At 62.0% G+C, this 13,595-nt stretch carries 16 protein-coding genes and 1 pseudogene; 7 read left to right on the forward strand and 10 right to left on the reverse strand.

Annotated features, from left to right (window positions below):
• Nucleotides 1-100: 100 nt before the first annotated feature.
• The 5 genes from QTL56_RS19685 to QTL56_RS19705 all read left to right on the forward strand — a co-directional run bounded on the left by QTL56_RS19685 (nt 101) and on the right by QTL56_RS19705 (nt 5,023).
• Complete coding sequence (locus QTL56_RS19685) at nt 101-1,534, forward strand: FAD-linked oxidase C-terminal domain-containing protein (RefSeq protein WP_245135019.1); 1,434 nt, start codon at nt 101-103, stop codon at nt 1,532-1,534.
• Nucleotides 1,535-1,542: 8 nt separating this feature from the next.
• A complete protein-coding gene (gene glcE / locus QTL56_RS19690; protein WP_245135501.1) occupies nt 1,543-2,736 on the forward strand; it encodes a glycolate oxidase subunit GlcE in 1,194 nt (397 codons plus the stop codon).
• Between the two features lie 12 nt (nt 2,737-2,748).
• Complete coding sequence (locus QTL56_RS19695; RefSeq protein ID WP_245135020.1) at nt 2,749-3,129, forward strand: DUF4870 family protein; 381 nt, start codon at nt 2,749-2,751, stop codon at nt 3,127-3,129.
• A gap of 49 nt (nt 3,130-3,178) precedes the next feature.
• On the forward strand, nt 3,179-4,492 hold the full coding sequence (gene glcF / locus QTL56_RS19700) for a glycolate oxidase subunit GlcF (RefSeq protein WP_245135022.1): 1,314 nt from the start codon (nt 3,179-3,181) through the stop codon (nt 4,490-4,492).
• A gap of 63 nt (nt 4,493-4,555) precedes the next feature.
• Entirely contained in the window at nt 4,556-5,023 is a 468-nt protein-coding gene (locus QTL56_RS19705; protein ID WP_245135024.1) for a hypothetical protein, read from the forward strand.
• A 3-nt stretch (nt 5,024-5,026) separates the two neighbouring features.
• Here QTL56_RS19705 and QTL56_RS19710 read toward each other — a convergent pair whose 3' ends face one another.
• The 3 genes from QTL56_RS19710 to QTL56_RS19720 all read right to left on the reverse strand — a co-directional run bounded on the left by QTL56_RS19710 (nt 5,027) and on the right by QTL56_RS19720 (nt 7,420).
• A complete protein-coding gene (locus tag QTL56_RS19710; RefSeq protein ID WP_245135027.1) occupies nt 5,027-5,689 on the reverse strand; it encodes an outer membrane protein in 663 nt (220 codons plus the stop codon).
• Between the two features lie 153 nt (nt 5,690-5,842).
• A complete protein-coding gene (locus QTL56_RS19715) occupies nt 5,843-6,529 on the reverse strand; it encodes a L,D-transpeptidase (protein WP_370660311.1) in 687 nt (228 codons plus the stop codon).
• Between the two features lie 90 nt (nt 6,530-6,619).
• Complete coding sequence (locus QTL56_RS19720) at nt 6,620-7,420, reverse strand: L,D-transpeptidase (protein WP_245135029.1); 801 nt, start codon at nt 7,418-7,420, stop codon at nt 6,620-6,622.
• 210 nt (nt 7,421-7,630) lie between these two features.
• On the opposite strand from QTL56_RS19720, the gene QTL56_RS19725 reads away from it, so the two are divergent.
• Nucleotides 7,631-8,260, forward strand: a complete 630-nt coding sequence (locus QTL56_RS19725) for a DNA-3-methyladenine glycosylase I (RefSeq protein ID WP_245135503.1) — start codon at nt 7,631-7,633, stop codon at nt 8,258-8,260.
• Nucleotides 8,261-8,263: 3 nt separating this feature from the next.
• On the opposite strand, the gene QTL56_RS19730 is transcribed toward QTL56_RS19725, so the two are convergent.
• The 7 genes and pseudogenes from QTL56_RS19730 to relB all read right to left on the reverse strand — a co-directional run bounded on the left by QTL56_RS19730 (nt 8,264) and on the right by relB (nt 11,869).
• Complete coding sequence (locus QTL56_RS19730; RefSeq protein WP_245135031.1) at nt 8,264-8,929, reverse strand: DNA-3-methyladenine glycosylase I; 666 nt, start codon at nt 8,927-8,929, stop codon at nt 8,264-8,266.
• 8 nt (nt 8,930-8,937) lie between these two features.
• Complete coding sequence (locus QTL56_RS19735; protein WP_245135034.1) at nt 8,938-9,645, reverse strand: HAD family hydrolase; 708 nt, start codon at nt 9,643-9,645, stop codon at nt 8,938-8,940.
• Nucleotides 9,646-9,744: 99 nt separating this feature from the next.
• Complete coding sequence (gene copM, locus QTL56_RS19740; protein WP_245135036.1) at nt 9,745-10,128, reverse strand: CopM family metallochaperone; 384 nt, start codon at nt 10,126-10,128, stop codon at nt 9,745-9,747.
• A 63-nt stretch (nt 10,129-10,191) separates the two neighbouring features.
• Nucleotides 10,192-10,584: a hypothetical protein gene (locus tag QTL56_RS19745; RefSeq protein ID WP_245135038.1), complete on the reverse strand. Its 393-nt coding sequence runs from the start codon at nt 10,582-10,584 to the stop codon at nt 10,192-10,194.
• Between the two features lie 52 nt (nt 10,585-10,636).
• On the reverse strand, nt 10,637-11,383 hold the full coding sequence (locus QTL56_RS19750) for a hypothetical protein (protein ID WP_245135040.1): 747 nt from the start codon (nt 11,381-11,383) through the stop codon (nt 10,637-10,639).
• Nucleotides 11,384-11,386: 3 nt separating this feature from the next.
• A pseudogene (locus tag QTL56_RS19755) lies at nt 11,387-11,655 on the reverse strand (type II toxin-antitoxin system RelE family toxin).
• Nucleotides 11,639-11,869, reverse strand: a complete 231-nt coding sequence (gene relB / locus QTL56_RS19760; protein WP_245135042.1) for a type II toxin-antitoxin system RelB family antitoxin — start codon at nt 11,867-11,869, stop codon at nt 11,639-11,641. The pseudogene QTL56_RS19755 and the gene relB overlap by 17 nt, the downstream one beginning before the upstream one ends.
• 153 nt (nt 11,870-12,022) lie before the next feature.
• Between relB and hisS the strand changes: the two genes are divergently transcribed.
• Nucleotides 12,023-13,594 carry a histidine--tRNA ligase gene (gene hisS / locus QTL56_RS19765; protein ID WP_245135043.1) on the forward strand — a complete coding sequence of 524 codons (1,572 nt, stop codon included), beginning with the start codon at nt 12,023-12,025 and terminating at the stop codon, nt 13,592-13,594.
• The last annotated feature ends 1 nt before the right edge of the window (nt 13,595 follow it).

Here is a 13,595-nt window from a genome sequence, read left to right on the forward strand (position 1 = left end):
CATAGCATTTGCCCTGCGAAAGTCCTAGTGGTAAGAAAAATGAACCAGTTGAGATGCACGTGCTGCGCCGCTAGGATCAGGACAAAGAGGGGAGACTGTCATGACCGAGGCCATCGCCTTTTTGCCGCCGAGGCAAGCGGTGCTGTCGCGCCGCGCCGAAATCCTCGACGATCTCAAGGAACTGGTGCCCGCAGGCCGCCTCGTGGAGGAGCGAAACGCCCTCGTGCCCTTCGAAACGGACGGCTTCATCGCCTATCGTCGCCGCCCGCTCGCCGTCGTCCTGCCCGAGACGACAGCCCAGGTGGCTGCCGTGATGAAATACTGTCATCGCTACGGCATCCCCGTCGTGCCCCGCGGCGCCGGCACTTCGCTCTCGGGCGGTGCGATCCCGCAGGAAGATGCCGTCGTCCTTGGCCTCTCGGCCATGACGCGGATCATCGAGGTCGACTACGCCAACCGCTGCGCCACCGTCCAGGCGGGCGTCACCAACCTCGCGATATCCGATGCCGTCGGTGCAGACGGCTATTTCTACGCGCCCGATCCGAGCTCCCAGCTTGCCTGCACCATCGGCGGCAACATCGCCATGAATTCCGGCGGCGCCCACTGTCTGAAATACGGTGTCACCACCAACAACCTGCTCGGCGTGAAGATGGTCCTCGTCGACGGCACGGTGGTCGATCTCGGCGGCAAGCATCTGGACGCCGAGGGTTATGATCTGCTCGGCCTTGTCTGTGGCTCCGAGGGCCAGCTCGGCATTGTCACCGAAGCCACCGTTCGCCTGCTCGCCAAGCCAGAAGGCGCACGCCCCGTGCTCTTCGGTTTTGACAGTGCGGAGGACGCTGGCTCCTGTGTTGCCGATGTCATCGGCGCCGGCATCATTCCTGTTGCCATCGAATTCATGGACAAGCCGGCGATCGAGATCTGCGAGGCCTTCGCCAAGGCCGGATATCCACTCGATGTCGAGGCCCTGCTGATCGTCGAGGTCGAGGGGTCCGAGGCCGAGATGGACGCCATGCTCGCTGCCATCGTCGAGATCGCCAAGCGCCATGGCGTGAAGATCGTGCGCGAAAGCCAGTCCGCCAATGAGGCAGCCCTCATCTGGAAAGGCCGCAAATCTGCCTTCGGCGCCACCGGCCGCATCGCCGATTATATCTGTATGGACGGCACAGTACCGCTGAGCCAGCTCGCCTACGTGCTGCGCAAGACCTCCGAGATCATCGATCGATACGGACTGCGCGTCGCCAACGTCTTCCACGCCGGCGACGGCAACATGCACCCGCTGATCCTCTACAATATCAACGACCCGGAAGACGCGGCCAAGGCTGAAGCGGCCGGCATGGAAATCCTCAAACTCTGTGTCGACGCCGGCGGCTGTCTCACCGGCGAACACGGCGTCGGCATCGAAAAGCGCGACCTCATGTTGCACCAGTTCACCCAGGTCGATCTCGATCAGCAGATGGCCGTGCGCTCCGCCTTCGATGCGGACTGGATCCTCAACCCGTCCAAGGTCTTTCCGCTGGAGGGCAGGGGATGACGCCAAGTATGCTCACCCCCTCGACCGAAACCGAAGCCGCTGAACTCATCCGCGACCATGCCACCCGCAAGACCCCGCTCCAAATCCGTGGCGGGGGCACGCGCTCGGGCTTCGGCAATGCCGTCTCCGCAGATGCGGTACTGTCTTCGACAGCCATCACCGGCATCATCGAATACAACCCCGCCGAAATGGTCATGACCGCCCGCGCAGGAACCCCCGTTGCCGAGATCGAAGCGGCCCTTGCCGAAAACGGGCAGGGCATGGCCTTCGAACCCATGGATCACCGCGGCGCCATGGGGACGTCGGGCACGCCAACCATCGGTGGCCTCTTCGCGGTCAACAGCTCCGGCCCGCGCCGCTTCACCGCAGGCGCTGCCCGCGACCATCTCCTGGGGGTCCGTTTCGTCAACGGCGCCGGCGATGTGGTGAAGGCCGGCGGCAAGGTGATGAAGAACGTCACCGGCCTCGATCTCGTCAAGCTGCTCGCCGGGTCTTACGGTACAATGGGTTTTCTCACCCAGGTCACCTTCAAGGTTCTGCCGGTGCCCAAGACGGCTGCGACCATCGTGATCTCCGGGCTGGAGGATGAAAACGCGATGAAGGCGCTTGCCGCTGCCCTCTCGCTCTCCGTCGAGGTCTCCGGCGCTGCCCATCTGCCGGAAAGCGTGCGGGGTCGCTTTATCGGCGGCAAGCTCCCTGAAGGGGCGGCGACTGTCATGCGCCTCGAAGGACTGGAGGCCTCCGTCGCGGTCCGTGCCGAAAAGCTGATGTCTGCCATGGCTGGCTTAGGCCCGATCAACCGCCTCGACGCTGACGATACGAAAGCGCTCTGGACCGAAATCCGCGATGTCACGCCCTATGGCGATGGCACGGCCCGGCCGCTCTGGCGCGTGTCCATGCCTCCGTCTGAGGCGTGGAAACTGGTGGCGGGCCTCAGGCTCCGCGCCGGCATCGATGCCTATTACGACTGGCAGGGCGGCCTCGTCTGGATGCGCATGGAGGCCGACCACGAGGCAGACGTGTTGCGCCATGGCATCCGCAGTCTCGGCGGCGGTCATGCCACGCTCGTCCGGGCCGCCCCTGAAATCCGGGCCAAAGTCCCGACCTTCGAGCCATTGTCTCCTGCCGTCGCCTTGCTTTCGGGCCGGGTCAGGGCAAAACTCGACCCACACGGGATCTTCAATCCCGGTCTGATGGCATGAAGGAGTTTTGTCATGACTGATCCGAATTACCAGCCACCTCCGACCTCTGGCGGCGAAGGCTGGTTTTCCCCTGGCCGCCTGAATGTCCAGATGGTCTATGTTCTCTATCTCGTCAGCCTTGTTGTCGGCATCACCGGCATTGTCGGCCTGATCATGGCCTATGTGAACCGCGGCAAGAGCACGGCCTGGATCGATACGCACTACACCTATGCCATCAGGACCTTCTGGATCGGCCTGCTATATGCTCTGGTCTCCGCCCTGCTGATGGTGGCCATGGTCGGAATGCTCCTGATCTTTGCCACGGCAATCTGGTTCGTCGTCCGCTGCGTCATCGGTTTGCAGAAGGCCTCGGCCGGCGAACCCATCGCCCGTCCCACCAGCTGGTGGATCTGAATTCAAGTCACGGGAGCGGCCATGCCGGCCGCTCCGGGGGAGAAAAAGCGTGCAGACCAATTTCACCGCCGAGCAGCTCGCCGATCCCCATGTGGCGGAAGCCGAGAGCATCCTGCGCAAATGCGTGCATTGCGGCTTCTGCACCGCCACTTGTCCCACCTATGTGACGCTCGGCAACGAGCTCGACAGCCCGCGCGGCCGCATCTACCTGATCAAGGACATGCTGGAAAACGGCCGGCCCGCAGACGAGCAGATCGTAACCCATATCGACCGCTGTCTCTCGTGCCTCGCCTGCACGACGACCTGTCCCTCCGGCGTCGACTACATGCATCTGGTTGATCACGCCCGCACCCATATCGAAAAGACCTATCGCCGCCCGCTGATGAACCGGCTGACCCGGAACATGCTGGCCATGGTGCTGCCTTATCCCGGCCGCTTCCGGTTGGCCCTGAAGCTTGCGGCCCTCGGACGCCCGTTTGCCGGCCTCTTCGACAAGGTGGGACCGCTGAAGCCGATGGCCGCCATGCTCAGGCTTGCGCCGTCGACCGTCGCGCCACCCTCCGACTTCGCAAGGCCCGCGACCCACGCTCCCTTGGCAACCCGCCGTGGCCGTGTCGCGATCCTCACCGGCTGTGCCCAGCCCGTCCTGGATCCCGGCATCAACGAAGCGGCGATCTCGCTTCTCACCCGTCTTGGTGTCGAGGTCGTCGTGCCGCAGGGGGAGGGGTGCTGCGGTGCGCTTGTCCATCACATGGGTCGCGAAGAGCAGGCGCTGGACAGCGCGCGCCGCAATGTCGACGTCTGGACGCAAGCGATCGAAGACGGTGGCCTCGACGCGATCATCGTCACGACCTCGGGCTGCGGCACGACGATCAAGGACTACGGCCACATGCTGCGCCTCGACCCTGCCTATGCCGAAAAGGCCGCGCGCATCTCGTCTCTTGCGAAGGATGTGACGGAATATCTGTCCACCCTCGACCTGCCGATCGTAGAAGCGAAGGGCATGACCGTCGCCTATCATTCCGCCTGCTCCCTGCAGCACGGCCAGAAGGTGACCATGCCCCCGAAGCTGCTGCTGGAGACCGCGGGCTTTACCGTGAAGGACCCGCCGGAAGGCCATCTCTGCTGCGGCTCTGCCGGAACCTACAACATCATGCAGCCGGAGATCTCGGCAAGGCTGAAGGCTCGCAAGGTCAGGAACATCGAGAAGACCAGGCCGGATGTCATCGCTGCCGGAAACATCGGCTGCATGGCCCAGATCGGCTCTGCCACCGGCATTCCGGTCGTGCACACGGTCGAGCTGTTGAACTGGGCCTATGGTGGCCCGCGCCCGAAAAGTATCGAGCGACATGAGATCGGCTGAGCGAATTGTTAAGCGGTTTATTCTAGTGTGGGCCTCAGGATGGTACATCCTGGAAGGCCGATCATGTGCACTAAATCCTTGCTTACCGCGTTGTTGTTTCTCTGTCCCATGGCTCTGTCCGCCGAAGCGGCAGAGCGCATTTATTGCGCCGCTTCCGATCCGGTGGTCGATCTGTCGCTGGAAAGCGGTTTCAGCAGCAAGGACCAGGAAAAACTGGTGCATTTCCGCGGCATGGCCGGGGTGAAGGACCAGTCCGCCCCCACCGGTTTCCGCCGCTTCCAGATCAGCTCGGACATGCTGCGTCAGTACTGGATCGATGATCGCGACCTGCGTTTCAGCATTCATGCCTTCGCGCCGCAAAGGGAACCTCTCTACCGGGTGACCATGTCGATGATCACCGACCGAAGCTCCGCGACGCGTTTCAAGGGAAGCTACGACCTGAAGGTCGAGAAGCTGAAAATGGGCAGCACCGTCGGTGCCGAGACGATCATCGCCCATGAGGGCGTCATCTTCTGCGATATCAAGCGCTGAAGCTCAGAACCGGTAGCTGACGCCGACATTCACGGCATTGGTCAGGATATTCGTCTTCAGCGACGCGCCCGAATCGATGTCGACGTCGACCCAGGAATAATTCCCCTTGTACTCGACGAAGCCCGACCAGCTCTCGTTGAAGTCATAGGCGACACCGGCCTGCGCCTGCACTGTCGCCCCACCCAGCTGGTATTTAAAAGTCCTGCCCGAACCGCGCGTCACCTCGACATGCGGCACGTTGATGCCGGCGCCGGCACCGATATAGGGCACGAACTTCGTCCCCTCGATCGGCATGCGGTAGAGCGCGTTCAGCGTCAGCAGGTTGATCCCGTCGGAAAATTCGAAATGCGACCAGCCGGAGGTACTCAGCGTCTCGCTGTCGGCATAGACCTTGGCATGGGTGAAATCGACTGAAAGGCCGAGATTGGGTTTGCCCAGACCGGTCATCCACCAGGTTCCACGCAGGCCGTAATAGGGCGGCATTTCAAACGACTTGCCTTCCCAGCCGGCACGGAAGTCGGGGCCATCAGACACCTCGATATCGCTGTGCGGTGCCGTCTGGAAACCGCCGTAGACGGAGATACCCATTTCAGCGGCCGCCGGCACTGTGGCGAGCGTGGTGAGGCACGCACCGGCAAGGGCGAGCGCAAGCGAACTATGGATCATGAACGGGTCCCTGAGAAACGATGTATGGCAGCCCTGGGGCCACCGAGCCCCGACCTGCGCGGAGACTGCACCGTCGAGACAACAATATCATGACACCAGAACGGCCGCGCTTCGCAGCGCGGCCGTCGGTGCAATCCCTTGATGCGGCCGGTTTCAGCCGCCGAAGATGGTGCGCAGAATATCCACGCCCTTGTCGTCGAAGGAAACATCGCCCTGGCGATTGCCCGGGCCGATCACGATCACCTTGGAGCCGATGCCGGCGCGGTCGTAGAGATGCTCGACATCCTTGTTCATCATGCGGATGCAGCCCGACGACATGTTGAGACCGATGGTCCAGGGCTGGTTGGTGCCGTGGATGCGGAAAATCGTATCGCGGCCGCCCTTGTAGAGATACATGGCGCGCGCGCCGAGCGGATTGTCCGGCCCGCCTTCCTGCACCACTGGCAGGATATGACCCTTTGCGGCTTCGCGGCGACGCATTTCTGCCGGCGGGCGCCATGACGGCCATTCCGCCTTGCGACCGATCTTCACCACGCCCGACCAGCCGAAGCCTTCGCGACCGACGCCCACGCCGTAACGGGTCGCGCGGTTCTTGCCCTCGACATAGTAGAGAAACTTGTTGTTCGTATCGATGATGATCGTGCCCGGCTTTTCGTCCGTCGTCAGACGCACGACCTTGCGCTTGAACTTCTCCGGCACTTCCTTGCGCTGCTGCGCGACGAGCGTCACGTCACTGGCAGTCCGGATACGATCGAGGCTGATGGCGGATGCTGGTAGCGGCATGGCAAAGGTCACCGCCAGCATGGCGGCGGTGACGCTCTTCGAGATGGTTTTGAGCATATTCTATCCCCTGAATTTGCAGGGTTGAAGCCTAGCTTCTTCCATTTGCAACGCAAGGGTTAATCCAGACTTTGTGATCGGATCAGTGTCTCAGATCACAATGACCCGGGTGCCCACCTTCACGCGCCCATAGAGATCGGTGACATCCTCATTGCGCATGCGGATGCAGCCGGAGGACACGCCGCTGCCGATCGACCACGGCGCATTCGTCCCATGGATGCGATAAAGCGTCGATCCGAGGTAGAGCGCGCGGGCGCCAAGCGGGTTTTCAGGGCCGCCCGGCATGTGCGCGGGCAGGACGTGGCCCTTCGCGGCCTCGCGGGCGATCATTTCCTGCGGCGGACGCCAGTCCGGCCATTCGCGCTTGGCGGTCACCTTGTGCGTGCCGGCCCATTCGAAGCCCGGCTTGCCGACGCCGACACCATAACGCTTGGCCATGCCGTCGGCCATGACGAGATAGAGGAAGCGCTCGCGCGTATCGATGACGATCGTGCCGGGTTTGTGCTTGGTCTGGTATTCCACCATCTGTGGCAGGAACTGCGGATCGATCTGGGTTCGTACCGGCTTGTCCGGCCGCATCGCGACCTGCTGCGCTGACGGCTGCTGCGGGAAGAGCACGCGCCGCTGCTGGACGAGACGGCGTTGCTGTTGCACCGGTTGCGGCTGGTGAAGCACCCGCTGACGGCCAGCCGGAACGACCTGACGCTGGCGCTGCGGCGTTGTGTATGCGCGCGTCTGGGCAGGCACGCCGCCCAATTGCAACACCCACGACGCCTGCAGGTCGGGGCTCACCATCACCGGCGGTCGGGTTTGGTAGCGATCATTCGCATGAGCGGGCAGGGCAAGCGGCAGGCAGGCCAGAACGGCCAGGAACAGGGAAGTCTTCGACATCGGACAACTCGCAACTTGGGACCGGATGCAGCGGCACGGAATGCCGCCAACTCGCTTTGAGCCTGCCAGAGCCCATCCCGCCATTTGGTAAAGAGCCATTCATGAAAATGCGATCGAGGCCGCAAACCTTTCGGAAGGGTTAGCATCCGGTTTGGAAAAATCGTGAACAAATGGTAAACGCGTCTCCGCATGGGGGAGAATCGCATGGACATGATCGCCGAAGGCCTGATCCGAGAAGACGACGGTCTCGACCGCTGCTTCTGGTACGGCGGTCTGGAGGACTACCGCCGCTATCACGACGAGGAATGGGGCAAGCCGGTCACCGACGATGTCAGGCTCTTCGAGAAGATCTGCCTCGAAGGTTTCCAGTCCGGCCTCTCCTGGCTGACGATCCTGAGAAAGCGGGAGAATTTCCGCGCCGCCTTCGCCGGCTTCGATTTCCACGCGGTTGCCCGTTTCGGCGACGACGACATCGCCCGCTGCCTGGCCGATGCCGGCATCATCCGCCATCGCGGCAAGATTGTCTCGACCATCAACAATGCCCGCCGCGCGATCGACCTGCAGGCCGAGTTCGGCTCGCTGTTTCGCTACTTCTGGAGTTACGAACCCGACGCTTCCGAGCGCCCGAAGCGCATGGACTATGCGACGCTGAAGGCCAATCCAACTTCGCCCACCTCGATCCGCCTCTCCAAGGATCTGAAGAAGCGCGGCTGGACCTTTGTCGGCCCGACCACGGTCTATGCCTTCATGCAGGCCATGGGTCTGGTCAACGACCACATCGAGGGCTGCTGCTGCCGTGACCGCAACGAAGAGCTGAGAGCGCAGCTCGTCCGCCCCTGAACCTCAGTCGATGCTGACCGCAAGGATGCGGCTGATCTCCGTGAGGGACCGGCCGGACTGCGCCCGCCAGGTGTTGAACGCCGCCTGCACGGCAGCCTTGTCCTTCGCCGAAGTCGGCGCCTTGCTCACAATGCCTTCGGCAATCAGCCGGTTCACCACGCTCTGCGACAGGATGAAGCTGTCGATGCCGGCAAAGCGCAGGAAATATTGACCGGTATTGCCGCCGAGCCGCGAGCCCTTCTTCTGCAGAAGATCGAGCAGGCCCACATAATTTTCAGTCGGCCAGCCGACAAAGAAGGCGCCCGCCGAACCATGCTCCCGAGCAATTCCGGAAAGAAACACGGCATTCTCCTGCACCGCCCGGATCTTCGGACCGTGCCGCACAATGCGTGTATCCGAGACGAGGCGCGCAAACTCCTCGTCATGCAGCATGGCGCAGTGCCCGATGTCGAAGCCGTCGAAGGCCGCCTCGAAACCCGGCCACATCGCCTCGACGACCTTCCAGTTGAAGCCGGACTGGAAGATGCATCTGGTCATCAGGGAGAGAAAGCGATCATCCGGCATGGCCGCGATCTCGGCCTGAGGTTTCGGATGCTGCAGGCTTTCAAGCACCCCGGCCTCACCTTTGCGGGCGACGGCAAGCGCATGGATCTCATCGAAGGAATGCATCGCGGATCTTAATTCTGCAGGTTGGCGATCAGAGCGGAAACATGGCCGAGATCCGGGATTTCGCGGAAACGCGGCGCCTCCTCGGGCTTCTCGACATGTTCGAGCACCCAGGTCAGCTCATGCGGCACGAAGACGCCCCAGGCACCCGCCGCGATCGCCGGCACGACATCCGACTTCAGCGAATTGCCGATCATCATCGAACGCTCCGGTCCTTCGCCATGTTTGCCGAAGATCCGTCGATAAGTGGTGGCAGTCTTGTCGGAGACGATCTCGACCGCGTCAAAATAGTCGCCAAGTCCGGATTGGGCGAGCTTGCGCTCCTGGTCGAACAGGTCACCCTTGGTGATCAACACGAGAAAATACTTCCCCGACAGCGCCTCCAGGGCATCGCGGGCATGTGGCAGGCATTCGACGGGGTGGCTGAGCAAGTCGCGGCCGATGGCGAGGATCTCGCTGATGACGGACGAAGGGGCCCGGCCCTCGGTGATATCAAGCGCCGTCTCGATCATCGACAGCGTGAAGCCTTTGATGCCGAAACCGTAATGGGCGAGGTTCCGCTTTTCGGCTTCCAGCAGGCGTTCGGAGACATGCTCGCCTTCGGCAAACTCGGAGAGCAGGCTGCGGAAATGGCTTTCCGTCAGCTTGTAATACTGCTCGTTCTGCCAGAGCGTGTCGTCGGCATCGAAGCCGATCACGGAGACAGGGCGATTGGACATGACGCCTCCTTATCGATCAAGGAGGGTGAGACTAGCCCCTCTCTTCGGCAAAGCAATGGCGCCCGAAGACGCCATTGCCGTTTGCAGATCTGGCAGCTTTTACTGGCCGTTCCTGGCGAGCCAGGCCTTCATCATGGCAATCTCGCCTTCCTGGGCGGCGATCACGCCTTCCGCAAGCTTGCGGATCTCGGGATCCTTGCCGTGTTCGAGCACGATGTTCGCCATGTCGATCGCGCCCTGATGGTGCGGGATCATGCCGCGGACGAAATCGACATCGGCATTGCCGGTGAGCGGCGCGGCCATGTCCCGGTGCATTTTGGCACTGGCCTCTGCGAAAGCCTTGGAGGATGCATTGTCCTCCATCATGCCATGGTCCATCGAGGACATGTCATGGCCCTGATGCATGCTGTTGTCCTGAGCGAAGACGGCAGGGGTGAATAGCGCGGTCGCAATCGACGCCGCGATGAGAAGCTTGCTGAGCATTGAAATTTCCTGTGGTGATCGGTGATTGGGAAGTTCACGGCCCATCGGGCCGCCGTCATCCGGTCAGCTACGGGGAGGGGGTGTCAGAGGAGCGGCCGTCTGCGACACAAGCCGCGGGGAGAGCGTGGCTGCTTCGGCCGCCCGCGCGGGTTTGCCGCTGTCGGACAGCGATAGGGCGACGGGCAACATGGGGCATGCCGCGCAATGCCAGATCATCTTCGTCGATGTCGAGTGGGGCGCGCTGCCATGATCGACATCGGCGACTGTCGTCTCTGTCACGGAATGCGGACAATCGAGGTCCGCCACAGCCTTGGTGAGGGAAGCCGGCACCGCAGCTTCGCCCGCCGTATCCGTCGCATGCACCATAGGCATAGCCATGGCCGCCATGCCGGTGATCGGCATGGCACCGTAGGCGAGCGCTGCAAGGAAAAGCAGGATGCGGGCGAGCGATTTCATGGCGTGAAGATGATGCTCGATCTGGACGAAAGCAAGACCGGATTGTGGCCGGTCAGTTCGCGATGACGTGATGCAGAATCCGGTAGTCGCGACTTTCCTCCCCAAAGGGGATCACCGGCCAATCCCACTCGCCAAGCCCGGGCCCAAGATCGACCCCGTGCATCAGATCGACGGTCTCGTGGCGGGCTCCGCTGCGGTCCACCACGGTATAGCTGATGTCCGTAACAAGGCAGGTTGCAGCCGGAACCTGCGCCAGCCCCTCCATATGGGCTGAGATCACTTGAGGCACGATGGCATTGCTTGCCGGATGCCCCTCAAGTCGCCGCGTTGCGCCGATGCCGATTTGTGAGAGCAGGTTGGCCGAGACGACGAGATCCAGATAGGGCACCTGCCGCAGGAAGGAGAGCGGTTCGAGAGCCTGACCGGCAAGGGCTGCATCAAGCCCGGAGAGATCCCGCTCGATCAGCCGGACGTTCTTCAATCCCTTCATGACGATCCAACAGCGCACACTGGCCAGATGCACGAGATCGACCAGCACGACCGTATCGAACAGCCGCGCAAGCTCGACCACCGGCACGTCGCGCAGCAGCCCCGAACCGAGCACCACCACCGTCCGCTGCTGCCGGCAAGCTTGAGCCCTCGCCAGTATGGCCGCCTTTGTCCGTGTCTCATGCTCGACCCAATCCTTTGCGCAACGATTGGCGCGCGCCCAGAGATTGACGGAGGACCGAATGAAGGGACGATGGGCAGCCGATGTCAGCGGCCAGCTTGCGGCATAGTTCAAAGCTTCGAGGATCATGTTTTACCGATAGACGGAGCTGCGATGGCCGGTCTCGACCACGAGGACGACGAGTTTTTGGTCCTGGATATCGCAGATGATGCGGTAGTCGCCGACCCGGTAACGCCAGTAAGCGCCCAGCAGATTCCCTTGAAGTGGTTCTCCGAGGCTTCTGGGTTGTCGTGTCTGGCAAGACGCTCTTCCAAAAACGTCACAATGCGCTCGGCATCTTTTCGATGCAGCTTTTCAAGCTGTTTTTCCGCCTTGGCACGGAGCTCAATGGTCCAGGCCAAGTCTCTGTTTCACTTCTGCGAGGGGGTAGGTAGGTTCGCCCTTGCGGATGCTCTCCATCGCTTCGTCGGCGGCGGCGATGTCTTGGAGATCTTCGAGATGTCGCTGGATCATCTGGCGCAGATAGTCATCCGGCTCGGCACCCGCCTCCCAGGCGTATTCAACGATCAACTGGTGCATTTCTTCCGGCATATCGATCGTGACGCGCTTGTTCATCGGCCCAACCTCTGGTTTCGCGTTGGAATATACCACCCCAACGGCCCATTTTCCAGCATCCGGCCTCGCGCCCTTCTGCCTTCGCCCTTGCCGCCAAATCCTTGATCCTCTAAGACACCGGCACCTTTTTGAAACGAAATTCCGGTTGTCATCATGAGCGATAAGAACAAGAAGCCCCAGAAGCTGAAGGCCCGCCTGCCGCGTGGCTTCGTCGATCGCGAGGCTGCCGATATCCGCGCTGCCAACCAGATGATGGAGACCATCCGCGAGGTCTATGAGCGCTACGGCTTCGACCCGATCGAGACGCCGCTCTTCGAATATACCGACGCGCTGGGCAAGTTCCTGCCTGATAGCGATCGCCCGAACGAAGGCGTCTTCTCGCTGCAGGACGATGACGAGCAGTGGATGTCGCTGCGCTACGACCTGACCGCCCCGATGGCCCGTCATGTCGCGGAGAATTTCCAGGAAATCCAGCTGCCGTTCCGCACCTATCGCGCCGGCTACGTCTTCCGCAACGAAAAGCCCGGCCCGGGTCGCTTCCGCCAGTTCATGCAGTTTGACGCCGATACCGTCGGCGCACCAGGCGTCCAGGCCGATGCCGAAATGTGCATGATGATGGCCGATACGCTGGAAGCGCTGGGCATCAAGCGCGGCGACTATGTGATCCGGGTCAACAACCGCAAGGTTCTGGACGGCGTGATGGAGGCCATCGGCCTCGGCGGCGAGGGGAATGCGGGACGGCGTCTGACTGTGCTGCGCGCCATCGACAAGTTCGACAAGTTCGGCATTGAAGGCGTGTGTCTGCTGCTTGGGGAAGGTCGCAAGGATGAGTCAGGCGACTTTACTAAGGGTGCCGGGCTTAAACAAACGCACATAGACTTCATCGCAAATTTGTTTTTGAAGACGAATGACGATGCATCGACCCGACAGAAGCAATCAACCGAAGCCATCCGGCAGCACATGATGCTGCCATTCCAAGGTCTCCTCGGCGGAGAGAAGCAAAACGAGACATACTTGAACGGTGTCGACGAGCTACTTGCCCTCGGAACTCTGGTTGCGGCTGCCGGTTATGGACCTGATCGCATTCTCATCGATATGTCTGTCGTTCGCGGTCTCGAATATTACACTGGCATGGTCTACGAAGCCGAACTCACCTTCGACGTCACCAATGAAAAGGGCGAGAAGGTCGTCTTCGGCTCGGTCGGCGGTGGCGGGCGTTATGACGGACTCGTCTCGCGCTTCATGGGCCAGCCGGTCCCGGCCACGGGCTTCTCGATCGGCGTCTCGCGCCTGATGACGGCGCTGAAGAACCTCGGCAAGCTCGGCCAGGACGACGTGCTTGGCCCTGTCCTCGTCACCGTCATGGACGGCGATGTCGAAAGCATGGGCCGCTACCAGCGCTTCACGCAGGCTCTGCGGGCCGAAGGCATCCGCGCCGAAATGTACCAGGGCAACTGGAAGAAATTCGGCAACCAGCTGAAATATGCCGACCGCCGTGGCGCCCCGATCGCCATCATCCAGGGCGGTGACGAGCGCGCTGAGGGTATGGTGCAGATCAAGGACCTGATCGAGGGCAAGCGCCTGTCCGGCGAAATCACCGACAATGCCGAATGGCGCGAGGCCCGCGTCGCCCAGGAAGTCGTGGCCGAGGCGGACCTGGTGGCCAAGGTCAAGGAAATCCTGGCTGCCCAGGCGGAAGATCGCCGTCGGGCGAAGGGCGGCTGAA

The organism is Peteryoungia algae (assembly GCF_030369675.1).
Lineage (GTDB): Bacteria > Pseudomonadota > Alphaproteobacteria > Rhizobiales > Rhizobiaceae > Allorhizobium > Allorhizobium algae.